This window comes from Sulfitobacter sp. (genome assembly GCF_036960155.1).
Lineage (GTDB): Bacteria > Pseudomonadota > Alphaproteobacteria > Rhodobacterales > Rhodobacteraceae > Sulfitobacter.
Genome location: NZ_JBALWB010000020.1, coordinates 35,083 through 59,387 on the forward strand (window position 1 = coordinate 35,083; position 24,305 = coordinate 59,387).

Annotated in this window: 24 protein-coding genes and 1 riboswitch; of the genes, 9 read left to right on the forward strand and 15 right to left on the reverse strand. The window is 51.4% G+C overall.

The genetic code is table 11. The features are described from left to right. The first annotated feature begins 2 nt into the window (after positions 1-2). From V7775_RS23005 to V7775_RS23030, 6 genes are all read left to right on the forward strand, one after another. The gene (locus V7775_RS23005; protein ID WP_335754281.1) at positions 3-620 is read left to right on the forward strand and encodes a ferric reductase-like transmembrane domain-containing protein; all 618 of its coding nucleotides are present in this window, start codon (positions 3-5) and stop codon (positions 618-620) included. 301 nt (positions 621-921) lie between these two features. Then, positions 922-2,343, forward strand: coding sequence for an exosortase T (gene xrtT, locus V7775_RS23010; protein ID WP_335754282.1), 1,422 nt, complete (start codon positions 922-924; stop codon positions 2,341-2,343). An 18-nt stretch (positions 2,344-2,361) separates the two neighbouring features. Beyond that, entirely contained in the window at positions 2,362-4,383 is a 2,022-nt protein-coding gene (locus V7775_RS23015) for a VIT and vWA domain-containing protein (RefSeq protein ID WP_335754283.1), read from the forward strand. Further along, positions 4,384-5,112 (forward strand): response regulator transcription factor, encoded by a 729-nt coding sequence (locus V7775_RS23020; RefSeq protein WP_335754284.1) that lies wholly within the window; start codon positions 4,384-4,386, stop codon positions 5,110-5,112. A 35-nt stretch (positions 5,113-5,147) separates the two neighbouring features. Next, a complete protein-coding gene (locus V7775_RS23025; RefSeq protein ID WP_335754285.1) occupies positions 5,148-6,650 on the forward strand; it encodes an ATP-binding protein in 1,503 nt (500 codons plus the stop codon). A gap of 137 nt (positions 6,651-6,787) precedes the next feature. After that, positions 6,788-7,117 carry an arsenate reductase family protein gene (locus V7775_RS23030; RefSeq protein ID WP_335754286.1) on the forward strand — a complete coding sequence of 110 codons (330 nt, stop codon included), beginning with the start codon at positions 6,788-6,790 and terminating at the stop codon, positions 7,115-7,117. A 540-nt stretch (positions 7,118-7,657) separates the two neighbouring features. On the opposite strand, the gene V7775_RS23035 is transcribed toward V7775_RS23030, so the two are convergent. From V7775_RS23035 to V7775_RS23065, 7 genes are all read right to left on the reverse strand, one after another. Then, a complete protein-coding gene (locus tag V7775_RS23035) occupies positions 7,658-7,792 on the reverse strand; it encodes a hypothetical protein (protein ID WP_335754287.1) in 135 nt (44 codons plus the stop codon). A gap of 7 nt (positions 7,793-7,799) precedes the next feature. Further along, positions 7,800-9,179 carry an MATE family efflux transporter gene (locus V7775_RS23040; RefSeq protein ID WP_335754288.1) on the reverse strand — a complete coding sequence of 460 codons (1,380 nt, stop codon included), beginning with the start codon at positions 9,177-9,179 and terminating at the stop codon, positions 7,800-7,802. A 337-nt stretch (positions 9,180-9,516) separates the two neighbouring features. Next, entirely contained in the window at positions 9,517-12,351 is a 2,835-nt protein-coding gene (gene gcvP / locus V7775_RS23045) for an aminomethyl-transferring glycine dehydrogenase (protein ID WP_335754289.1), read from the reverse strand. A gap of 15 nt (positions 12,352-12,366) precedes the next feature. Further along, positions 12,367-12,726 (reverse strand): glycine cleavage system protein GcvH, encoded by a 360-nt coding sequence (gcvH, locus tag V7775_RS23050; RefSeq protein ID WP_335754290.1) that lies wholly within the window; start codon positions 12,724-12,726, stop codon positions 12,367-12,369. A gap of 27 nt (positions 12,727-12,753) precedes the next feature. After that, positions 12,754-13,875 (reverse strand): glycine cleavage system aminomethyltransferase GcvT, encoded by a 1,122-nt coding sequence (gene gcvT, locus V7775_RS23055; protein ID WP_335754291.1) that lies wholly within the window; start codon positions 13,873-13,875, stop codon positions 12,754-12,756. A 164-nt stretch (positions 13,876-14,039) separates the two neighbouring features. Continuing rightward, a riboswitch (glycine riboswitch) is annotated at positions 14,040-14,124 on the reverse strand. Positions 14,125-14,353: 229 nt separating this feature from the next. Then, positions 14,354-15,439 carry an SMP-30/gluconolactonase/LRE family protein gene (locus V7775_RS23060; protein WP_335754292.1) on the reverse strand — a complete coding sequence of 362 codons (1,086 nt, stop codon included), beginning with the start codon at positions 15,437-15,439 and terminating at the stop codon, positions 14,354-14,356. A 537-nt stretch (positions 15,440-15,976) separates the two neighbouring features. Beyond that, positions 15,977-16,276, reverse strand: coding sequence for a hypothetical protein (locus V7775_RS23065; protein ID WP_335754293.1), 300 nt, complete (start codon positions 16,274-16,276; stop codon positions 15,977-15,979). On the opposite strand from V7775_RS23065, the gene V7775_RS23070 reads away from it, so the two are divergent. Continuing rightward, entirely contained in the window at positions 16,265-16,474 is a 210-nt protein-coding gene (locus tag V7775_RS23070) for a hypothetical protein (RefSeq protein ID WP_335754294.1), read from the forward strand. The genes V7775_RS23065 and V7775_RS23070 overlap by 12 nt on opposite strands. Before the next feature lie 138 nt (positions 16,475-16,612). Here V7775_RS23070 and V7775_RS23075 read toward each other — a convergent pair whose 3' ends face one another. The 7 genes from V7775_RS23075 to V7775_RS23105 form a co-directional block, all read right to left on the reverse strand. After that, the gene (locus tag V7775_RS23075; RefSeq protein ID WP_335754295.1) at positions 16,613-17,203 is read right to left on the reverse strand and encodes a GntR family transcriptional regulator; all 591 of its coding nucleotides are present in this window, start codon (positions 17,201-17,203) and stop codon (positions 16,613-16,615) included. A 162-nt stretch (positions 17,204-17,365) separates the two neighbouring features. Beyond that, complete coding sequence (locus V7775_RS23080; RefSeq protein WP_335754296.1) at positions 17,366-18,349, reverse strand: cell envelope integrity protein TolA; 984 nt, start codon at positions 18,347-18,349, stop codon at positions 17,366-17,368. Then, positions 18,346-18,735: an ExbD/TolR family protein gene (locus tag V7775_RS23085; RefSeq protein ID WP_335754297.1), complete on the reverse strand. Its 390-nt coding sequence runs from the start codon at positions 18,733-18,735 to the stop codon at positions 18,346-18,348. Before V7775_RS23085 ends, V7775_RS23080 begins: the two co-directional genes overlap by 4 nt. Positions 18,736-18,738: 3 nt before the next feature. Beyond that, the gene (locus tag V7775_RS23090; RefSeq protein WP_335754298.1) at positions 18,739-19,116 is read right to left on the reverse strand and encodes a biopolymer transporter ExbD; all 378 of its coding nucleotides are present in this window, start codon (positions 19,114-19,116) and stop codon (positions 18,739-18,741) included. Then, on the reverse strand, positions 19,109-19,768 hold the full coding sequence (locus V7775_RS23095) for a MotA/TolQ/ExbB proton channel family protein (RefSeq protein WP_335754305.1): 660 nt from the start codon (positions 19,766-19,768) through the stop codon (positions 19,109-19,111). Before V7775_RS23095 ends, V7775_RS23090 begins: the two co-directional genes overlap by 8 nt. Further along, positions 19,768-20,193 (reverse strand): hypothetical protein, encoded by a 426-nt coding sequence (locus tag V7775_RS23100; protein WP_335754299.1) that lies wholly within the window; start codon positions 20,191-20,193, stop codon positions 19,768-19,770. The genes V7775_RS23095 and V7775_RS23100 overlap by 1 nt, the downstream gene beginning before the upstream one ends. A 736-nt stretch (positions 20,194-20,929) precedes the next feature. Beyond that, a complete protein-coding gene (locus tag V7775_RS23105) occupies positions 20,930-21,328 on the reverse strand; it encodes a DM13 domain-containing protein (protein ID WP_335754300.1) in 399 nt (132 codons plus the stop codon). Between the two features lie 153 nt (positions 21,329-21,481). Between V7775_RS23105 and V7775_RS23110 the strand changes: the two genes are divergently transcribed. Further along, positions 21,482-22,063 carry a TetR/AcrR family transcriptional regulator gene (locus V7775_RS23110; RefSeq protein ID WP_335754301.1) on the forward strand — a complete coding sequence of 194 codons (582 nt, stop codon included), beginning with the start codon at positions 21,482-21,484 and terminating at the stop codon, positions 22,061-22,063. 67 nt (positions 22,064-22,130) lie between these two features. Here V7775_RS23110 and V7775_RS23115 read toward each other — a convergent pair whose 3' ends face one another. After that, complete coding sequence (locus tag V7775_RS23115) at positions 22,131-22,904, reverse strand: copper chaperone PCu(A)C (RefSeq protein WP_335754302.1); 774 nt, start codon at positions 22,902-22,904, stop codon at positions 22,131-22,133. Between the two features lie 41 nt (positions 22,905-22,945). Here V7775_RS23115 and V7775_RS23120 point away from each other — a divergent pair. Further along, on the forward strand, positions 22,946-24,305 hold a 1,360-nt coding region (locus V7775_RS23120; protein ID WP_335754303.1), incomplete at its 3' end, for a hypothetical protein.

Sequence of the window (24,305 nt, forward strand, 5' to 3'; positions counted from 1 at the left end):
AAATGCACCAAGAAGATGTACGTTGGGGCAAGAAGGCGGTTGTTTGGGCTGTCCTTGTGTTAGTCATTTCTGTGCCGATTATTGCAGCGGCGAGAAGTCCATTGCTGGCGTGGCGTGATCCAATTTACATCTTGGCCGGATTTGCAGGGATTGTCGGGATGGCGCTGTTGCTTGTTCAGCCGTTGCTGATTGCTGGATACATGCCGGGCCTTCCAAAGACCCGTGGACGGCGCGTTCATCACTGGATTGGAGGTAGTGTCGTACTGGCAGTCACTATCCATGTTGCGGCCCTTTGGGTGACAAGCCCACCAGACGTGGTGGATGCTTTGCTTTTTGTATCGCCGACGCCGTTTTCAATTTGGGGCGTTATTGCGATGTGGGCGGTCTTTATCTCGGCGGTTTTGGCTTTGTTGCGGCGGCGGTTACACGTGCGCCCGCTTGTGTGGCGGCGAACACATGGCCTGCTTGCGGTAACGATCATGGGAGGAAGCGTCATTCATGCGTTGCTGATCGAAGGGACAATGGAACCAGTATCAAAAGCTATACTGTGTATTTCGCTTCTTGTAGTGACTTTGATGGTCGTTGTTAATGTGCCGGATTGGATAGTGCGACGGCGATGAGAGACCCAAAAAGGGTTGGCCCTGCTAAGAGTACATTCTGCCGTTAGGGTAGAAAGATTGATCGAAGCATAGATATTTGCCCAATTTATCCGCAGAATTGTCAGTTCCGGGCCCACTTTCAATACGAGCCGTAATGTTGGGTCAGGTCGTCGAAATCAGATGACTGAAGCGGGAGCTGACGCAGGTCAAGAGAAACACACAGTCTTATTAAGTCGACCGCGTCTTTTGCGCTGCTCGTCACCTGCGCAAAATCTGCACATCATCGAAGGCTTATCTGCACTTGATATCGCGAAAAAGCGGTATGGAAACAAAACGCGATACATTACTTTGGATTGGCCTGGCGGTTGCATCAGCCCTTTTGGCCATCGAACCTATTGGGTGGTTGGTCACAAGTTGGCGAGACCCGTCTTATCAATCCTACGGAGCGGTTTATTGCATCGCGATTTTGGGGTTGGTGGGTTTTTCCTTAAATAGCTCTCTTCCTAACGGTTCATCCACTGCAGCGCGTGTCTTTATTTTGTTTCTGGTCGCGGCAGCCATCCGCCTTGCGGGCCAATTGTTGGCGATCAACGTCTTAAGTGCGCTGGCCTTGTCTTTAGATGTGTTTGCACTTGTGACGATCCTTCAATTGGACAGACGTAAGCTTGCTTTGTCGCCGACGTGGATGGCGATCTTCTTTGTGTTCGCATTGCCGTTGGGTCCAATATTGCAACGTGTCGCGGGCTTTCCTTTGCAGATGGTTTCCGCAGATTTGGCTTGCCAGATGATGTCTCCAATATTTTCCGATCTGATCTGTGAGGGGGTGCGGCTGCGCATCAATGGCGTGGATGTAATGGTTGATTTGCCGTGCTCTGGCGCTTCGGGGTTGCTGCTGCTGGTCAGTCTTTGGGTTTTCTTGAATATCCTTTTTCGGCCTAGCCTTTTGCCTGCGCTGATAGGCGGTGCGATCATCGTTGGGCTTAGCATTGTTGGCAATGCGCTGCGGATCAGCCTTTTGGCGGGGGGCTTGGGTCTGGGCATTGATACGATGGAGCCTACGCTTCACAACGTGATTGGGCTACTTGCGTTGATGGTTTCGGCGGTACCAATCTTTGCGTTCTACCGCCCAAAAGCGAAACCGCTGCGCGTATCCAAATCGCGCCCTCTGACGCTTCCTAAGGCGCTGCATTTACCTGTGATCATCGCCGCGTTGCTTGCTGCATTTGCAATTGTGAATGCCCCAAAACGGCCAATTGATCTGTCTGCGCCCGTCGCGGCAGCCAGTCTCCCGATGCAGTTGCTCGGAAATCGTGCTGTGCCCATCGCGCTAAGCACAACCGAGCAACGATATTTCACGGCTTACGGTGGCACCGCCCAGAAGGTTCAATATGGACCGATGGGGTTGAATGTCGTGCGTACAACTTCGCCATTGCGCCACCTTCATTCCCCAGAAACCTGCTTGTTGGGAATGGGTTACAGCGTGAAATTTATGGGTACACGTTATGACCCTCTCCCAAGCTCGATTTATGAAGCAACTGGACCTGATGGACAGGTTTGGATCGTCGCGGTGAGCTTTGTCTCAGATGATGGCCAGCAAACACCCAGCGTTGGTGAAGCGGTTTGGAGTTGGCTCAACGGCTCTTCGCGAAGCTGGCAGTCCATTCAGCGGATCACGCCAAAATCCCTATCCAATAATGACCGCATATCATTTGAAAATGCCGCTTTGGCAGCACTTGACCTATAACCAAAAACGAGGACCATCATGCGACTTTTAATACTCTTAATCCTCCTCTTTTCTTTCAGCAGCGCGATGTTTGCATGGGCCGATGACTTCGAAGATGTCGCTGGGCGGTTGGTCGCCAACATAGCGGGAACATCCTATGAGCTGCCGATGCTGGACAGCAAAATTAGTATCAACATCGAAGGAGACATGGCCACAGTCGAGATTACCCAAAGTTTCATCAATGAGGCGCATTTACCAATTGAGGCGGAGTATTTGTTCCCTCTCAATCAACTTGCTGGAGTTTACAGCATGGACATGCAGATCGGTGAGGAAGTTATAACTGCTCAGATCCGCGAAAGAGCGATTGCCGAGGTTGAGTTCAAGCAAGCTTCGCAAGATGGCAAAGCCGCGGCTCTTTTGACCCAACATCGGCCCAACATGTTCACCCAACGCATCGCCAATTTGATGCCCGGTCTGCCCATCGAGGTGACCCTACGCTATGTACAAATGGTGCCAAAGATTGATGGGCAGCATGAGCTGGTCATTCCTCTGATTGTTGGCCCTCGCTACGAGAGTCAAGCGATACAGCTACCGCAAACATATGATGAGGAACCGGTGACACAGGCAAACAGTTGGACAGTCAGTGATGTGCCAGCATATCCGAAAGTAGCAGGCCTTGAGTTACCTGATAACTTCACGTCCGAGCGCGTTTCACTTGAACTAAAACTAACCAGTGGTGTGTCGGTTTCTGACTTTGGCAGCGCCACCCATCAGCTGTCCGTACAATCGGACGACACTGGGCTAACTGCCAAGTTTGCTGACGGCAAAGTTCTTGATAACCGCGACTTGGTTATCCGTTTCTCACTGGGTGGGGAGACATTGGAGGCAGCAAGCCTGTCCCACAAAGATGAACGCGGAGGCTTCGTGGCGATGATGATTGAGCCACCAGCGGTGCCGGATAATGAAACGGTTACGCCACGCGAAATGGTGTTTGTATTGGACACATCTGGCTCCATGGGCGGCGAGCCAATGCAGGCAAGCAAAAAGTTCATGGATGCCGCCTTAAAGAACCTGCGGCCCAATGATTTCTTTCGGATTATACCCTTCGCCAATCACACCCAAAACTATGCAAAAGGGTCCACGCAAGCGAGTGCGTACAACATTCGCAAGGCGCGGGCCTACGTCAATCGGCTGAGCGCAGGTGGCGGTACCGAAATTGATAGCGCCATTCGAACGGCCTTCAGTACTGCCCAGCCCGCGGACACAATGCGCATTGTTGTCTTTCTGAGTGATGGCTACATCGGCGATGAGGCGCGTGTTCTGCGCACTATTCGTCAGCAGATAGGAAAAGCACGCATCTATGCCTTTGGTGTCGGCAATTCGGTCAACCGCTACCTGCTGGATGCGATGTCTGATGAAGGTCGCGGATATGCACGTTATGTGAGTGTGGATGAGGACCCAAGCGAGGTTGCCGAAATGCTGGCAGCTAATCTGAAATCGCCGTTATTGACGGATATTGCCATCGATTGGGGGGGCCTTGAGGCTTATGGCGTGACCCCTGCGCGTATCCCCGATTTGTTTGCTGGCAATAGCTTGCGCATCTACGCCCGATATAACGGTTCAGGTGATGCCAAAGTGACATTAAAAGGTCTGGTCAATGGCCGGATCGCCGAGATGCCAGTGTCATTGGCCTTAACGGATTCTGCTGAAGAGGCCGCGCTGCCACTGATTTGGGCCCGCAATCGCATTGCAGAGCTAACTCGGGAAATCGCGGTAGGTACAAAACCGGATGAAGCGGATCGTGAGATCACCAAACTGGGCCTCGAGTTCTCACTGCAAACGCAAAACACCTCGTTTATCGCGGTATCGAAGACACCTGTGAATGCCACTGGACAACAGGCAAACGCCGCAAGTGTGCCACTACCCATGGCATCAGGCCTGTCGAAAAATGCGTTTGCACAACCATTTGCTGGGTCTTCCTCACCAGAACCCGAAGCCATCATTGGTTTTTTGATGCTGGCCGCAATGACCTTACTTGGCTTTCGACGGAGGGTAGGGTGAATGCAACGTTCGCTGGACAAACTTGATCCAAGTTGCAACACAAACAACATGACACTCCGCATCCTAATAGTCGATGACGACCCACACATTCGTGATGTTGTGCGGATTGCAGCCGAGGCTGCGGGGTATGAGACGATTGAGGCCTCGAATGGGCAGACCGCCGTTACCCATATCGGTCGGGAAGCCATTGATCTTGTGGTGCTTGATATCGGCATGCCTCAGATGGACGGGTTTGATTGTTGTAAACAAATCCGGGCTACATCCAATGTTCCGGTGTTGTTTTTGACCGCGCAGGATGACGAGGTAGACCGGGTATTAGGATTTCAATTGGGCGCGGATGATTTCGTCTCCAAGCCCTTTAGCCCGCGTGAATTGGTGTTGCGGATCAAGGCCATTCTGGCACGGGGTAAACCTGAGCAAAACATGGCATTGCGGCATGGTACCCTAGAGATGGATCGCGCTGGGCACAGTTGCAAAATTGAAGGGTGTGAACTGGCCCTGACCGCAACTGAATTCGCCGTACTATCGAGCCTAATGCGCCATCCCAATCAGGTACATGATCGCAATCAGTTAATCGCCCAAGTTTATGGAGCCAATTCCACCTTGTCGGGTCGAACTATGGACAGTCATGTGCGCAACATCCGCCACAAAGCTGCCGAGCTGGGGTGCGAGGATATTATCGTAACTGTCCATGGCGTTGGTATCAAACTTGGGGCGTGCAGCCGGTGAGCACGGTTCGGAAAAAGTGGCGCCCGTCGATTGCCATGGTGATAACAATTGTCTGCACGGCATTGGTCTCTGTGCCGCTATTGGCGCTGTTAGGCGTGCGGTTAACGTCAAACCAATTCGTGCGGGAAACAGAACTTTCGTTGACCCAGCAAGGCGCGATTTATGCGCAAATGTATGCAGTGGCATTTGCTGAGTTGGACGGACCTGTGATTGGGACCGCCCTAAACCAAGCACAAAAAGAGCACTGGACCGCTAGCCTTCACCCGGCCAAAGCCCAGCTGAACGTGAGGCGAGATAAGATTGCGCCGACACGTTCTGAGGGTGAGCTTAGCAATGTCCCGCTTGATCCTCGATATAAACAGATCGTCGACCCAATACTCAACATTGCGCGGCGCGCTCAAAAGACCACGTTGTCCGGTGTTGTCTTACTTGATCACAGTGGGCGGGATCTGAGCATCGATGGTGCGCCGTCCTATGCAGATTTACCCGAAGTTAATGCCGCGCTAAATGGTGACGTAGGTGCCATGCTTCGGGCGCGCACTGGCGATTTTGATCCACATCCATTTTCGTCTTTTAGCAGAGATACCGGATTTCGGGTTTTCCTAACTTACCCTGTTATTGTTGATGAACGTGTTGTCGGTGCAATTTATCTGTCTCGAACGCCACTTAATCTTGGGAAATTCCTGTTCCAAGAACGATTTGCCTTTTTGACCATGCTGATCTCTACGATCATTGGGGCAACGATCATCGGTTTGTTGCTCTTGCGTCTGATATCGCGTCCGATCCACGCGCTACGTGATACCTCCCGCGCCATTGCAGCAGAGAAAAATCCGCATGCAAAACCGCTGGCACATTATGGCCTGCGTGAGCTGGCAGATCTGGGCGAGAGCGTCTCGACAATGGCAGTGACGTTGTCCCAACGTACACAAGAGATTTCGACATATACGGATCATGTGACACATGAATTGAAGTCGCCTGTCACCGCCGTTATCGGGGCGGCAGAACTGCTGCAAGATGATGGATTGAACCCAAAAGATCGCGCAAAACTGTTGGCGAATGTTGAGGCTGAAGCGCTCAGGATGAACCGTCTTTTAGGCCGTTTGAGGGAAATAACGCAGATGCGTTCAAGTCAAGTTGGCGAACCTGGCATGCTTGCAGAAATGGTTCCGAGAATTAATGGCTTACAGGTTATTTTGAACGCTGCCCCGGATGCCAAGTTACCAATTTCGATTGAGCATGGGCGAATGATTTTACATCACATGGCGCAAAATTCTTATGCGCACGGAGCACGAGAACTACAGATTACATACGCTGAACAGGTCTTGCGGGTGTCTGATGATGGCGAAGGTATCTCGATCAATAATATTAGACGTGTGATGGAGCCGTTTTTCACAACACGTCGGGACAACGGTGGTACGGGAATGGGGCTCTCAATTGCTGTGGCTGTTTTGGATGGCTACGGTGCAACAATTGAATGTTTACCAAGTGAGAGTGGAGCAGTTTTCGAAATTTGCTTTGATGGAATGTCTGAAAACTAAATTGCCATTAACCGACATACACCTTTCCTGACAAAGCTCGTTACAAGAATGTCTCATTGTATCTAGGTGGGATCGAATGGTTGCGTTGGAACGTGTGATGCAAGAGATTGCAGGTAATTGTTGAAGGAGATTGCGACATGATCATCTATGGATTGAATACCTGCGCGATTTGCCAAAAGGCCCGCAAAGCGCTGGAAGCGGATGGCAAGGACGTTAGTTTTCGCGATGTCCGAGCAGAACCCTTGAGCGAAGCTGAATTGGCAGAGCTGATTGTCGAATTCGGGGACCGGTTGGTGGATCGAAGCTCGAATGATTACCGGGGGTTAAATGACTGGTTGAAGAATTCGGAAGCAGAAGCACAGATTAGCGCCCGCCCCAAAGTGATGGCGCGGCCGGTTATACGCCATCAGGATATGTTTTATTTAGGCTGGGACGAAACAGTGCAAAACGCTTTGCTTGAGGGCTGAGCTTTTCCAAACGTTATAACTGTCTGGTTGGTTGGTTGAGGCGTGGATGAAATGCAGCGGGGCAGGGACAGCGACATTCGTTGATTTGCCACGCAGCGCCAGATCACCGAATAAATATCACGTTTGGACTTCTCTGTGCGATAAAGGTGTGCGCCAGAATTCGACAGCTCTATCGAACTCAGCCGCGTGGAAGGCGGAGGCTTCTGGCCCTTGAGGGTCACCATGAAAGCGCCCGACGCGCTTTGCGCATTCGAAAAATCCCGGCGCCGGCAATCCGCCTCTTGCTTTGCTGATCACTAGCGCTGCGATAAGCGGGTGTGCCGCGTCGGCATCTTCTTTTATCAGGTGTTCTAGGCCCATTGTAAGCTGGAAAATTGTATTTGGTGGCGAGAGTTCAAGGGCCTTCGCAAGTGCCTGATAGGTAATGGGTTGCGCGGTTCCTGCACTGTTACAAAGATACTTCCTTATGCGGTGTGTTAACATTCTTCGGTACCTTTTGCGGGGTTCTTGGAAGGTTGTAGGGGGCAGGGCTTCGCTGATTTATTGCTCTGCAATACCAAGGAGGGCGACGCCTTCGGTGTCAAGCAAGATGGGACCGATGTGCAGGGCAGCAGCGGGCATCGGTTCAAACTGAACCAATGCCCAGAGTAAACCCAAGCGAGGGAGGCTCAACAATGCCAGCTCATTCATTGGTGTGAAAGAGGCCCCATTTCAATTGCTTGTCTTGGGCCACTTGCCAGAGCACCAGAATCGTCAGAGCGAACAACATCATCTCGGCCAGCGGCCCAGCATACCAAATACCGATTTCACCAAACCTGAGAGGCGACAAGAATGTAAGCGGGATCGCAAAGGCGTAGGTCTTGATTAGTCCCAAGATGGCGGCCTTTGCTGCGGATCCAATGGCTTGGAAGTAGGCCGCAATCATCATCAATGGACCCATCAGGAAGAATGAGCAGGTCATGACGGGCAAGATGCGTGCGACCTCTGAAATGACCGTTGGGTCATCAACAAACGTGCTTGCGATTTGGCTAGGAAAGCTCATCACAGTGATCTGCACCACTGTACAATAGACGAAAGCGGCCCAAATAGAGACCCGCAGACTGGTGTCCGACCTTTGCCATAGGGCCGCGCCATAGTTGTTTCCTGTTATTGTTTGCATGGCAAACGAGAGCCCAAGAAGCGGTAAGAATGCAAAGGTTATGACACGCGTAATAATTCCATACGCGGACACTGTGCTGGAATACCCTGGGCTGCCGACCCATTGCAATGCTGTGATGATTGCTGCCGATCCCAGTGCCAAACCGATGAAGTTTAGGCTTTGAGGTGCGCCCAAAATAAGGATACGCCCCCAATACTGCCGTACAGAAAAGTATAGAAGTGTGGATGGCCGTAAGGATGTGTCACCAAAAAACCGAAACGCTAAGATGATCCCAAAAGCCAAAGTTTGTGCGGCCGCCGTACCATATGCCGACCCCGCCACGCCCATGTCGAGCACCGCAATGAACACAAAGTTAAACGCGATATTTGCAATGGACACCAATAGGCTCATCGCAGCCATAAAGCCCACACGCCCTTCATTGCGCAGCGCGTCAGAGTTGACCGACAATACGAACAAGACTGGTGAAAAGAACACGGTGATCTGAAGATAGGTCAATCCCATTTGCGCTAGTTCTTCAGATCCGCCAGCAGCCAGCAAGGTCATCGGTTGGCCTAGGAAAAGGAACAGCAAGATTAGGCCCCCACCCAAGACGAGAGCCAATCCATGTGCCCCCGCAAAAACGGTTTGGGCATTTTTCAAGTCCCTAGCACCCAGATACCGGGCCAGAAGGCTAGACATACCGTTTGATACAAGTGTCGAAAGCGCCACGATCAGCATGTAGATCGGGAACATTAGGGTGACAGCAGCCAATGCCCGGGGGCCAACATAGATGCCCAAAAAAAGTGCATCAGCAACAGATAGAAGACCATTCATCCCCATCACAAAAATGATCGGCAACGCGGTGTTTAAATAAATGGTGCCAAGCGGCCCATCAGTAAACGTATTTGTGGAGTCGTCAGACATACCTATATCCCTCAAGCGAAATCGCGCATTTTTTGAGATGGGGCCCGCATTACCATCCGCGCGATATGCGGAAAGACGTAGATAAAGACATTAAGTCGTAGAGATTCACCAAGACAAATGTCAGCGGGAAGGCAGGCGTCTACAGCCTGAACTTTGGGTAGCCCGAATTTATTTTCACGTCAAGCATTCCGGGGTGTGTTCAATTTGGCAACTCCGACTAAGATCATGTCTTAGAGTTACAATGTGAGAGGGCCAGCCTCTAGTTCTCGAAGAGGAAGTGCGAACACGTTCTTCGGGATTCCCAAAAAACGTGTTCGATGTTTGTCGTTCTCTTAGTTCAGTCGTTATAGCTTTCCATTGGCGGGCAACTGCACACAAGGTTTCTGTCGCCAAATACATTGTCCACGCGGTTAACGGGTGGCCAGTACTTATCCACGCGAAATGCTCCGGGGGGGAAACATCCGGTTTCACGAGTATAAGGCCGATCCCAATCACCCACGAGATCCTCCATTGTGTGAGGCGCGTTTTTGAGCGGGTTGTTATCTGCGTCAATCTCGTTGGCTTCGACCTGTGCTATCTCTGCACGAATGGCGAGCATGGCGTCACAGAACCGATCCAACTCTGCCTTGGTCTCGGACTCGGTGGGTTCGATCATCAACGTACCTGCCACAGGCCAACTCATTGTTGGCGCGTGGAAGCCGCAATCGATCAAGCGTTTTGCGATGTCATCAACGGTGATATGCGCGCTGTCGTCAAAGGGGCGGGTGTCGATGATGCACTCATGCGCAACACGGCCAGACGGCCCTTTGTACAGAACATCAAACGCACCCTCGAGCCGCTTGGCGATGTAGTTGGCATTCAGGATGGCGACACGCGTTGCTTGTGTTAGGCCATCGCCACCCATCATCAGGCAGTAAGCCCATGAGATTGGCAGCAAGGAGGGCGAGCCAAACGGTGCGGCAGAAACAGCACCTTCCCCAGATGTGGGATCACCGGGTAGATGGGGGATCAGGTGATCTTTGACACCGATGGGGCCCATGCCGGGGCCACCACCGCCGTGGGGGATGCAGAAGGTTTTATGCAAGTTCAGGTGGCTGACATCCCCTCCAAGGTCACCGGGACGAGACAGACCAACCATGGCGTTCATGTTGGCGCCATCAATATAGACCTGACCGCCGTGATCATGAACGATCTGGCAAACGTCGATCACGGTTTCCTCAAACACACCGTGGGTCGAGGGATATGTGATCATGCAAGCCGCAAGGTTATCCGCGTGTTCCGTAACTTTTGCGCAGAAATCAACGAGGTCAATATCGCCGTTTTCGGCAGACTTCACAGGTACAACTTTCCAGCCGACCATTTGGGCGGACGCTGGATTTGTGCCATGAGCAGACATCGGGATCAGGCAAATGTTGCGATGCCCTTGGCCATTGGCACGGTGGTAACCCGCGATGGTCAATAGCCCCGCATATTCGCCCTGCGCCCCGGAATTTGGCTGCATCGAGATGGCGTCATATCCCGTTACATCACACAGCTTGGCAGAAAGATCATCGATCATTTCCATGTAGCCAGCCGCCTGATCACGGGGAATATAGGGGTGTAAAAGCGAAAACTCATCCCATGTTACCGGCATCATTTCAGCGGCCGAATTCAGCTTCATCGTGCAGGACCCAAGGGGGATCATCGCGCGATCCAGCGCAAGGTCGCGGTCAGCGAGGCGGCGCATATAGCGCATCATTTCGGTTTCAGCGCGGTTCATGTGGAACACTGGATGTGTCAGGTATTCCGACGTGCGCAGCAGGGCATCCGGCAATTGATATTCTGCGGTTCTGTCAGGAAGGCGGTCGTAAATGCCAAAGGCGCGCCAGACCTGCACAAGCGTTTCAGGATCGGTCCGTTCGTCCAAAGTAATGCCTACTTTGGTATCACCAACACGGCGCAGGTTGATACCTTCGTCAACGGCGGATTTCATGATGGCCTTTTGCATCGGTCCTACGTCTATGGTGATGGTGTCAAAGAAGGTTTTAGTCTCTACGTTAAAACCTGCCTCTTCCAAGCCGCGCACCAACCGAACTGTCTTGCGGTGAATACGTTGCGCAATTGCGCGCAGGCCTTCGGGGCCGTGAAACACCGCATAGAATCCTGCCATAACAGCCAGCAAAGCCTGCGCTGTACAAACGTTAGAGTTCGCTTTTTCGCGACGGATATGCTGTTCGCGGGTTTGTAGGGCCAGACGGTAAGCGCGGTTGCCTCGGCTGTCGATGGACACACCAACGATGCGACCCGGCATGGAGCGTGCATAGTTTTGTTTCGTGGCCATGTAGGCCGCGTGTGGTCCGCCATAGCCAACTGGCACACCAAATCGCTGCGTGCTGCCGACGGCAATATCAGCGCCCATCGCACCCGGTTCTTTGAGCAAGGTCAGTGACAATGGATCAGCGGCGATAATGCCAACAGCTTTGGCCTCGTGGAGGGCGGCAATCTCGGGCGTGAAATCGCGCAGGGTGCCAAAGGTTCCCGGATACTGGAAGATTGCGCCAAAAACAGCCGCTGCATCAAGGTCATCAGGAGAACCCACAATGATCTCAATCCCCAATGGTGTTGCCCGCGTTTTCATCACTGCAATGTTCTGGGGGTGACAATTTTCGTCAACGAAGAAGCCTTTGACTTTCGATTTAGAGACACGTTGCGCCATTGTCATGGCTTCTGCACATGCGGTTGCTTCATCCAGCAAAGACGCATTGGCAATCTCTAGCCCTGTAAGATCCGACACCATCGTCTGAAAATTCAAAAGTGCTTCAAGTCGCCCTTGTGAAATTTCGGGCTGATAGGGCGTATAAGCCGTGTACCACGCGGGGTTTTCAAGGATATTGCGCTGGATGGCTGGCGGCGTAACCGTGCCATGGTACCCTTGCCCGATCAGGGATGTGAGGACCTTGTTTTTGGAGGCGATGACCTTCATGTGGCGCAACACTTCGCGCTCTGACATGGGTTTGCCAAAATCAAGGGCCTCTGCCTGCCTGATCTGGGCAGGCAGAGTATCATCGATCAACGCATTGAGATCCTTTGCCCCAACAACCTTTAGCATGTCAGTCATCTCGGCCGGTGATGGCCCGATATGGCGGCGATTGGCAAAATCGTATGGCAGGTAGTCTGTTGGGGTGTAGGTCATGGCAGTCTCCGGAATTTAGCTAATGAAGTCGTTGTAGGCGGCTTCGTCCATATACGCGTCGATCTGCGAAAGATCGGAGGCTTTGATCTTAAAGAACCAGCCCTCTCCGGTAGGGTCCTCATTGGCAAGCGCGGGATTATCGGCCAGTGCGTCATTGACGGCAACAACTTCGCCATCAATCGGCGTCAGAATGTCAGACGCAGCCTTCACGCTTTCGATCACAACAATTTCGTCGTCTTTGGAAACTATTGTGCCGACGTCTGGCAGTTCAACAAAGACGATGTCGCCCAGTTGCGTTGTTGCGTGCGCGGTAATGCCCACTACGATTGTGTCGCCTTCGGTGCGAAGCCATTCATGCTCTTTGGTGAATTTCATGTGTTCTCTCCGTTGATGTAAGTGTTTTTATCGTCTGAAATTAGCGGGGGTGAAGGGAAGCGAAGTCACAGTGACCCGCAGCCGTTTCCCGCGTAGTTCCCCGTAGAGGGTTGTACCGATGGTTGCGTTACTGACCGGCACGTAACCCATCGCGATCGGGCCGCCGACCGTTGGACCAAACCCACCTGATGTTACGTGCCCGATCGGGGTCTCATCCTCGAGGTCGGCAAACAACTGTACGCCTTCGCGCATCGGCGCACGGCCTTCCGGCATCAAGCCGACGCGCTTGGTTAATGCTCCGCCAGTCAATTCGTTCAAAATTACGTCTGCGCCGGGAAAGCCGCCTGCGCGCGCACCGTTCGCGCGGCGAACTTTCTGGATTGCCCAGTTTAACGTGGCTTGAGTTGGCGTTGTGTTTGTGTCGATGTCATGCCCGTAGAGGCATAGACCACCCTCAAGCCGTAAGCTGTCGCGCGCGCCTAGGCCAATGGGTTCAACATCTGGATGGTCCAAAAGGGCCTCTGCAAGAGTTGTCGCTTGGGATGCGGGAACCGAAATCTCGTACCCGTCTTCACCAGTATAACCAGACCGCGACACCCAGCATTCCGCGCCAGCGAGGGATAGCGTGGCCACATCCATAAACCGCATTGATGCCGCACGAGGATCAAGTGCGGCCAAAACGGTTTCGGCAGCGGGGCCTTGCAAGGCCAGCAAAGCGCGATCTGTGATTTCAGTGATGTCCACACCTTTAAGGTTGGCGCGCATATGCGCAATATCCGCTCCCTTACAGGCTGCGTTCACGACGACAAAAACGTGATCGCCGCGGTTTGCCAACATCAAGTCATCGGTGATCCCACCCGCATCATTGGTGAAAAATCCATACCGTTGACGACCTTGCCCAAGGCCAAGAATATCAACAGGGATTAATGCCTCTAACGCCAGCGCAACGGTTGCGTAGTCAGTGCCCTTGAGGATCACTTGTCCCATGTGGCTGACATCAAACAGTCCGGCCTTTTCACGCGTATGCGTGTGTTCCTTCATCACGCCCATCGGGTATTGCACGGGCATTGAGTAGCCCGCAAAGGCCACCATTTTGGCACCAAGAGCAACATGCAAGTCATGCAACGGCGTTTGTAAAAGATCAGACATAGGACAGCCTCTTTGTTCGCTGGCCGTCTCGATACAAAAATATCGTACGGCACCACATTTACGCTAAGGCGGATGCCCTAACGCGTGATGCCCCCTCTGTCCTTGCGCCTGAGATTGCTATCCCTTCGGCGGGCACCCGTTCGGCACCACTCTCCAGAGTTGTCGTATGACTGTCGGTCCTTTGGCCTGAGAGTTTCCGAGGCGGTTGCTCCTTCGGCACCAGATAACTGGTTCTCCCGACAGTAATGCTCTTATCTATATTCTACATTCAGATGATTTCAAGCAAGAGTTTTGCTGTGCTCTCTCGGGTTATCCTAATGGAACACTTGTTGCGGCTTCGATTGGTCATTTAATCTTTTGATTTAGCTTATCTATTTTCACTGCGAAAGAAGGTTATGCGTTTTGCACCAACGTCCTCTTTGGGGACGTTGCGCTGTTGTATCACCCATTTATTCTATGTCAGGTCTAGGCCTGCATGTTAGTTTTTTGACTGATGTTGCAATATGCCTAGGCGTGGCTCGGTCAGTGATGTCACTGCGATACGCCCATCGGGAAGTGTTATCGCGCCAGTCGTTAAGGCGTAATTTCCTGTTGGATCCTGAAGGGTTTCTAGAACACGGCCCTCGGCATCCATACGTAGGATGTACCCGTAGCGAGTTGGCGCTGGTTTCATCGCCTCCGGCAACCGCATGATAACACGCCTCAGGAATGGACGATTAGACAGCTTGTCCATAATCGCATTACGTGGACTGACAAGGCCAACCCAGAATGTGCCATCAGGCCCATTATTTATGTTGTCTGGAAATCCTGGCAAGTTGTCCAAAATAACCTGTCCGGGGCTGCCATCCAGGGGAAAGCGCCAGACGCGATACGCACCTGTTTCAACCACGAACGCCGCATCGCTTGCCTCATTTATTGCAACTCCGTTGGCAAAATTTAACCCATCGACAAAAACTGTAGTCTTGTCCGAGACAGGATCATATTTCAAAATACGACCGTTGGCAGAGTGTTCGACAAGGTCCAAAACCGAAGCGGCTAACGTCCCACCAGACTCTTGGGCACCAAACCGGGTTGAGGCATCGGAAAAATAGATGGTTCCATCCGCCGTGATATCGACATCATCGGCGTAGAGGATTGCGCTCCCATCTTCGGACTTATCGGTGAGCAATGTGACCTGACCTTTAGGGTCAATGGCCAACAGCCCGCGATGGGCATCCGCCACGTAAAGCGTTCCGTCAGTCGCAAATTCAAGTCCAAGAGGGCGGCCCTGCGTTTGTGCGAACGATGTAACATCGCCGTCTTTCCCGATGCGTAAAATTTCCCCATCGTGGGTTGCGACATAAATTTTCTCATCTGGCCCGACGTCGGCATCTTCGGGGCCAACTCGGCCGTCCAAATCGATCATACCAAGTGCAGCAAGGCGATGGTTCTCAGTGAAATCCCCGACATAACCTGCGTTTTCGGTCACTTCCCAAGAGACGGGGCGCACTGAAACGGGCCATAAGGCTAGGTAAACTACTAAGCAGGCAATCACTGTTCCTAAAAACCAAAGGATGTTTCTCACTTCCACGCCTCCAAATACTCAATTGCCTCCAAACGGTTGGAGTACACCACAGGGTGGCCGATTTGTAGCATTAGAGCAAGCGGTTAGCCTTTCGATGTGCTGCGTTAAAGGACCAGTGGGTCAGTTAGGATGCTGGCCGGCAATGCAGGTTTTCTGGTCTAACGAACGTTGACCACTTGTTACAAAAAAAAGAAAAAGGCGCTGGTATCTGTCCCACATTGAAATTGATCTCGCACAGTACAGCCATTAAGCCCAAAAACAGGGTTTTGCGGGGTGCCTAAATCGCCCAAGAGACCCGCATGATACCCAAAGCAAATAATCGCGCCACTGACGCGGATTTGGGATGCAATCACCATATCACCGCCCCCAAGTCTTTGCGTAAAGATAGGGGGCGGTGGTTGATGTTTTTGGCGGTCTAATTTTTTCCCCACGGACGCTAGCCCTAATGGGTATCCGTGGGCACCATTCACCCTTCATGACCAAAGATGTACTGCTTGATGCTTATCGTATTGGGCGAAGTTAAACAAATGAACCTAATTATTTTTCCAGTCGCAAAGTTGCAAGATCAGTGCCGACGACGATGTTACCGGTGAACCCGCCTGCGGTGGCGGCGTCGACATAGTCTGCCTCCGTCAGTGCCGCTGGAAGAGGATATGGCCCTTGCCGTTTGGTGCCGAGTGGCGGAATGAGATGGGTCAACATGAGATGTTCTGCGCCTGTCCGTTCAGCCATTGCACCTAAATCCGTTGCCGTGCTCTGGCGGAAGAAGATTGGTGGCGGGAATCCGGTGGTGCCCTGAGGGCCCATAACGGAATGGATGGTAGAGTGGACAATCATATCAGCACCTTGGGCTACAGGACGCTGGTTTTTGAGGTTTTTGCAGGGGATGATCCATATCTCGACCAAGACGCAGTCTTTGGCGTACGCGAGGACTTGGTGATGTTCTATAAAGACATGCCAGCAGGCAGTTTCCCAAGGGATATGCGCTGTCAGGTCAAGTGGATGGACCGTATCTTCAAGTTGATTTTGACCTAACGCTTGTCCGCGAATAGGCGTTACCCAAGCTCTACGTCATCAAGCTGACCAGCCAAAAATGCTCCGGTTTCGCGATAATGATTGCGCAACAAATCGGATGCCTCGTTGGCATTGCCCACAATGGCGGCTTCCATGATGCTATGATGCTATGATGCTATGATGTTCGCTGGTCACGTCACGCCGCTTATAGTTCATCGCGCTCCCCGCGAGATACCGATACCGAATATTCAAATTGTATAACTGTGAGCAGAATTTCAACAGGATCGGCGCGTCACAACATCCCAGCAATGTCATGTGAAAGGATTTGTGCAGATCTTCAAAAGCGGCGTCGCCTGATTTTTGTGCGCGCACCATGCGGTGATGGCTCAGCACAACAATTTCTTCCCATTCTGGTGTTCGGTTCTCGATACTCTGACGAAACGCAGTGTCTTCTAATTCGCATCGCAACATGAGGATCTCTTCGAAGTTTTTCCGGCTTGTAGGAGAGGCCCGAAACCCCCGTTGATCGATCCGTTCAACCAGATTGTCAGAAGTGAGTAAACTCAGGGCTTCCCGGATAGGGGAGGCGCCCGTGTCTAAAAGTTTTCGCAATCCCTCAATCTTAAGTTTCTCACCGGGTTTGATATCGCCGGCAACGATCATCTTTCTGAGCGCAAGATACGTTTTTTGGGTGGTTGAAGTATCAGTGTTCTTTGCGGATTGGTTCAGTTTGGTGAGGTCAAAATTCATCCCCTATTAATATCGATTTTTTGAATCATTTCAACTCATGCAATCGAGATTCTGATGATTGCCAGATGACTTGTTTGAAAAGGTTCGCGAAATTCAACGTAGAGATGAATTGGTTTATAATCACCCATTAAAGGGGTAAGGAGGCGATTTTTGGGCCTCTCTTTAACGGCCCTTGATGCGGATGGAAAACTGTCGTTTGGCGCCGCTTGGGGGTTTGGGGAAAGGCGCGGCTTTCTGGACGACGCGCAATGCAGCCTTGTCTAAAGCGGCAGAGCCTGAACTGCGCGCAACCGAAACACGTGAAAGGCTACCGCCTGAAGAGATGGAAAACGCTATGGTTACCGTGCCACGTGAATTGACTCGTGGTTTTCGGACACGGCTGATGCGGCGCATAACTTGACCTGGGTAGTTGCTTGCAGCCGCGTTACCGCTTTTTGCGCTGGTTTGTTTTGTGGCACCTTGCGATATTGCATCAGCTTTTTGCGATGTGCCGTTGTTTGCCCCTCTTGTATTGTTACGCTTTGCGTTACCGCGCGGTGATTTGGTTTGTTTTTGAGTGGGCGTTGCTTTTGTGACACTTGGTTTTGGACGGCTAGCTGCAACCTTTGCCGCTTGATCCGGGTCTCGCCTTTTTGGTCTCATTGATTGAGAGGGGGCTATCGTATTTGGCGTTTGGGAAGCAACTGTTTGCGTTGGGTTTGTAGGCGCAAGAGCTGCTGGTTTGACCGGTGGCGTTGAGACAGCCGCATGTGAACTGGGTGCGACCACCACGTTAGGCTGTTCCGTAAGGAGTGGCGTGGGTGGGGGTGCAGCTTGCGCTTTTATTGGAGGAGGGGCTGCCGCAGTTTCTGCTGGCTTGGTTTGTTGCGCTTTTTGGGTTGGGCTTGTAGGTGTTTTGATCATAGATTTGGGCGGCTCGGTTACATCAACGTGTTTCTGCGTCACCGTTGTGTCTTCAACAGGTTTGGGCGTAAGGGTTCCGACCGCCATATCCTCAAATGAAGTCCCCATTTTGGCTTCTGCTGTAGCACCAGCGCCCTCAATCTCGATAACCATATTCGGTGAGGCCATTTTCATGCCCCCGACCAGTATTCCAGTAGCCAAGAGGAATGAGAACAGTTTTGCGGTGGGTGAGCTGGCGATCATTTTAGAGCCCGTTCCGTTACAAGCATGACTTTTTGCGCACCACTGGCCCTCAGTTCACGGGTCAATGTGACGAGTAGATGTGCGGGCAGGGCGCGGTCTGGAACAAGCCGGACAACAGCCTTTTCGTCCTCGGTTAAATTGGAAATAAACGCTGCAGCATCCGGCTGATCGGTTCCGCGATAGGCGATGCGACCGTCAGCATGTACTACCAGCGCATCGGGCGGTGCGCGTCCTTCAAGATCTTGCGTTTTCACAAGTGTCAGAGCGGGATCAAGGGGCTGTGCCAAAGTGCCTGCCACCATAAAGAAGACCAGCATCAAAAAGACGATATTGATCAATGTAATCGTCGGCTCTCGGTGGGGTTTTGTTGGGGCTAGCTTGCGCATATTTTAGGTTCCCAACACTGTGACATGCAATTTTGGTAACCCACGCAGTGCAACCAGCAGATCAGTCAATCGCTGTGCATTCACAGCGTTCCCAAGGCTGATCAGCAAAACGGTGCCTTGGTCAACTTTGACCAGAGATGAGGCGACCAAGTCAGTCAGCGTGAGGTCTTCACCATTTAGCCGCAGTGAGTCTGGTTCTAGTTGTAAAAACAGGGGAGGTGAATCCGAAGGGAGTATCGCGCCAGAACCCGCAGCTGACAATTCCACCTCGGAAAATTTCGAGAAAGTGGAGGTTAGCATAAAGAACAACAGCAATAGAAAGATGACATCAATAAGCGATGTCATTGATAGTTTCCGCCGCCGTCTGCGCGCTTTAGCCATTGGCAGCAACCATCTCAGGATGTGCGGTTTGGGGTAAATCAACAGGTTGTAGAATGGTCATAATGGCCTTGTCCGCTATGACACGTTCAGCCTCCATCCGGCTTTCAAGCCAGCTGAGGATGAGGGCAGTAGGCATTGCAACAACAAGGCCAACAGCGGTCGTCAGCAACGCCACCCAGATTCCACCTGCAAGGATAGAAGGATCGACTTGGGCACCCGCGTCCTGAAGGGATTGGAATGCTTCGATCATTCCTAAAACGGTCCCGAATAACCCCAAAAGCGGAGCAAGTTGGGCTACAGAGTCTAGAAACCGAAAGCCGCGTTCGAGTTTGGAAAATCGCGTTTCAGCATCCGCCTGAAGGCGTTCGAGCATTTGTGGGGCTGCTGACAATGCCATACCAATAACGGGTGCGAGGTAGCTGGTCGATTGACCCAGCGCAATGTGGGCTTGTGGGCGGTTGCCCATGTCCCATTCGTTCACAGCCTTGGACAATGCGCGGTGACGCCCGACACCCGCGTGCCAGAATTGCCAAATTTTGTAGAGCGTCACTGCAAGGGTCAATACCGCAACGCACATAAGAACAACAACAACGGGGCCGCCAACGTCTGCGATTTGACGAAGGGGTTCAGCCCAATTTAAAAGGATGTGTATCACCCGATTATCTCAACATCCGTGCGCGAAGATGGAAGGAGACTGCTACTGCAAATCCCGGCCTCCAAATTCGCACCATCACAAGTGTTTGCGCCATTGAATAATACACGTCCAAGCTGCCTACACTCCATCTGGGGAAGGACAAATTGGCGAACGCGGGGGCGCGCAGGTGGAAGCGTTCCGAAGTCAAACAATGTCAGGCGATTGACCTGACCATTTTTGTCGAACAAGACCGTTTCATAGATTGCTTTATCTATCCTCTGGTCCAACCCGTTGATGATGAGGAAGGATAATGTGCAAGAGGATTCAGTTGTTTGTACAGCATTCAGTTCAACCGAAATTTTGCCAATTAAATCGGCCTCTTGCGCGGAAACCGAGGATGTCAGCATGGCCAGAAATGACACAAAAAGACCAATCCGTTTCATGGGCTTGTCTCCAAAATGGGTGTGAGAAAGGCTGGCTGACATACGGGCTCTGAAGAGCGATGTCCGGCTTGCGACTGTTTTACTGTTGATGCATCTATCGAATAGAGTTTTCAAGGCTCCCGGAGATGGGTTTTCGGTGTGCATTATGGTTTGGTGAAGAGTGGAGATTGAAAGTGTTAATTATTACAGTATCTTGGGTCTCGATACCTGCTTTAAGATAAAACCAACTTTTTTTGTCGATTATGTGACCGTGCCTCATAAAACTTCAGGAAGCACCCAGTATTCCTACGCTGACAGAGGCGTTGAGACTGCATATAACTGATTCTGCATGCGCTTACGTCACCCGTTTCATATGCAATGGAGTCCGCCAATACGCCCGTAACCGTGTCAGTAAGCGCAACGTCTGGGTCGATAGGAACGGCTCAGCAATCAAGGGGTGATATGGGGTGTGATGCTATGTTGGGAAAACTTGGTATTCTGACGGCTCCATCAATTGTGATGGGCAGGTTGGTCTCCTCGACTCCATTTACATACAGCTTCTACGATCCGGGATTGGAGCTGCCAATTGAAATGGCTGGTCTGGCTGTGCCAAGGAAGTGTTTGGCCACAAAATAACTGTGAAAGCGAACGTTATAAGGAATGAGTACTGCTCGCAGTATAAATAAGAGAGACTGGGACTGAGCGATGTCAGTAGATAAGACCCGCGCTGCAGGCGCAACACGGGTCGTATTTTATCTTAGTTCAGGGAAGCAACGCCAAGAGGCACGCTGAATTTCGTGCACCAAATGTAAACTTCGTTGAAGTCGTCAACGTTTACGGATGCCGGTACGATATAGACCTGCACACCTTTGATGTTTTGTAACTCACCCAGATCGCTGAGTGTCGAGAATTTACCATCTGAGCCAAAACCAACATGGGGATCTGGCGCACCATCGAGGGTGAAATCAGAATCGAGGATAACGACAGCACCACCGTCCGCGGTTTTGATGATTTTGACACCACCAGTTGTGATGTGATCGCTTGCGCCAGTGAATGTACCATGAGCGGAGGTTTCACCTGCAGAAACGGACAATGGTGCGAAGGTGATCAATGTGGCCCCAAGGATGCCAAGCGACTTTACGACGAAGTTTTTCATGTAATTTTCTTTCATGCAGAGTGAGTGGCAGGAGCGCCGTGAACGTTTCGATGGAGCATCATCTAGCATTCGGAACCGGATAGTTCCAAACACAATTTTGTGATTGGAAACTAAGTGGTTCCGAATTGACTGCAGGAGTGATACGCCCAGCCTATGGGTAGACCTCGCGGATTTGATACGGATGTTGCGCTTGCCAAAGCGATGGATGTGTTCTGGGAGCACGGCTACGCTGACGCAACATTACCCGATTTACTGACCGGTATGAATTTGACCAGGGGCAGCCTGTATAAGGCATTTACAGATAAGAAGACGTTGTTTCTGCGTGTTCTGAGTACATATGACGAGCAAGAAGTCAGCGCTGCTGTCGTACTGCTGAGTGACCAAAGTCAGAATGGGTGGATACGGATTTTTAAGGTGTTCGACTCTATAGCGGAGGCTGTTCGGTCTGGTGATCAACGCGGCTGCCTTTTGTGCTCGGCAATTGCAGGGCCCGCTGCATATGATCAAGATATCAATGCCTTCGCTACAAAATCGTTGGATCGCATGCTTGTCGCATTTGAAACTGCATTGGAAACGTTGGTGCCAGTGGGGAGGTCAAAGCCATTGGCCAACTTGTTGGTAACGCAATATGTTGGGGTGCGGGTTATGGCGCGGGTAAACGGTTCGATCTCAAATATTGAACAAAGTACGGCCGCATTGAAAGGCATAGCAGAAAACTTTGACCAGAAGTTTTGAACGCGTAAACCAACCTCCCTGACGTCTTCGCCTGTAGTGCTACATCTATCCGATCTGCCAAGGGCGACTAACGGTGAACAAATTTCAGCGTCTGACCAATGGCTATGTTGTTTTCAATGTAAGGCTGATGGTTGTTGGAATTCAGAGATACCGTTAGATCATATGTACCGTTGGGCAATGCGCCCAAGGTAAAGTGATTTTCATATAGGCGTCCCAGCTTTAACCCATTCAAATAGATATGGCCGTGCCCTTCAAAGGGAACGTGCGCGGCATCATCTGTCGTTCGCACAAATGTAAAGTTCTCAGCACTCACAACGATCTCAGCGTCCTCGCTTCCTAGTTTGCTTTTTGCTGTAAGTTGGATGCTTGGGCTTGGATTAGTTTGAACGCCCTTGGCCGTGCTGTGATCCATGCCGGCCATACCCATATCGTCGCCAGCGTGCAGTACACGGGTTTTAACATCGCCATAATCAGCAAATTCTAATGTGAGCGGAAGGAATGAACCCTCAATAAAATCACTTTGCGCACCGATTAACATCAGATGCGCCCCGTCCATCGCAAAAATTCCTGTACCGTGCGCCGGAATAACAATTTTGGCTTCTGCATAGCCAGGGTTCATGATGCTGACTGCAGTGGCCGACGAAGAATGCACAGAAGTGAGTGTTTTTGCCGCCCCGTGATTTTGGATTTCTAAAGTAACAACAAAGAGGTTATCCTGACCGAGTACAGGCATGGCGCGTGCGCCGATTAATGTAACATCGGTTTTATGGCCCGAATTCAAAAAGAATGCGCCAGCGATGATGACACCGAGTGCGGCCAAAAGCGATAATCGTTTCATCATATCCTTGCCTTCTAACTTTATTTCATGTGTATACTAATGATATGATTATCGAAAGAAAGCAGTTTTTTCTCGTTGTTCTTTCTTGCGCGGTATTTTGCGCGAGTAAGGCCAATGCACATGCATCCGAGCAGGGGCTTGTTCTATTGCTGCCCACAGGTGCCTACGCGGCGGCAGGTACTTTGACGGTAGTTGCATCTATTTTGCTTGTCACTTGTCTTCCTAAAAAAGCCCTTAGCATCCTTTTTCAAAGCATTTCCTTTGGACGGGTAGGGGGCAAGGGAACTTCACGTATCAGCCAGTTCACATCGCTGGGCGCGACAGTTCTATTTCTCCTTCTTGTATTTATTGGATTTCGTGGGCCAACAGATCCGCAAAACAATCTACTTCCACTGACAATCTGGACCGTTTGGTGGATTGGTGTGTTTGTGGTTCAGGGGCTGATTTTTGATGTATGGAAATGGGTGAACCCTTGGACAGGTTTTGTTACCGTCCTAAATTTGGGTAAGAACCCCATTGCCCGGATTCCCAAAAAGCTAGGGGTTTGGCCTGCTGTTGCCTTACTTGTCTGCTTTCAAATGTTTCTCCTTGCTGACATTTCACCAAGCGACCCCCAAAGACTTGCAACTGTTGTATTCGGGTATTGGGTTTTTACTCTTGTTGGGATCGAATTATGCGGCAGAGACCCATGGTTGCATCAGGTGGAGTGTTTTTCTGTCCTGTTCCGCTTGATTGGGTCACTTAGGCCATTCCAACAGGGCAGTTCCCTCAGGTTAGGATTGCCGGGGTGGTATGCTCTCAAACATGCGCCGCTAGGCTTGAGTCAGGCGGCATTTTGTTTGATCGTTCTTACTGGCGGTAGTTTTGACGGCGTGAACGAAACGTTTTGGTGGCTTGCCCAGTTGGGTATCAATCCGCTCGAGTTCCCGGGGCGTTCTGCAGTGATTTGGTCGTCCACATTTGGGCTGATCGCTGCATTCATCTTTCTATTTACCATCTACGGCGCATCCATCTGGGTAGGGCTCAAGGCGATTGAGATCAGAGGATCTTCAGATAAGATCAGCTTCCTGCATGCGTTCAACATGTTTGCTGTAACATTGCTCCCGATCGCCCTTGGGTATCATTTCGCGCATTATTTGGTTTCATTTATGGTCCAGATAAAAATTACCCTGTCCACCGCATCTGATCCTATGGCGCTGGGATGGAATCTGTTCGGCTTAGGAGCGGTAAAAGCGACAACCGGGTTTTTGGGTGTCCCTGAAACCGTGAAAACGATATGGCTGACGCAGGCTGGCGTTGTTGTGGTGTCACATATTGTGTCAGTCCTGATGGGGCATAATATCGCAAGTAAATTATGTTTTAAAAACAGAGACGTAGTTTTGGTTCAGGTAGGTTTATGTGTGT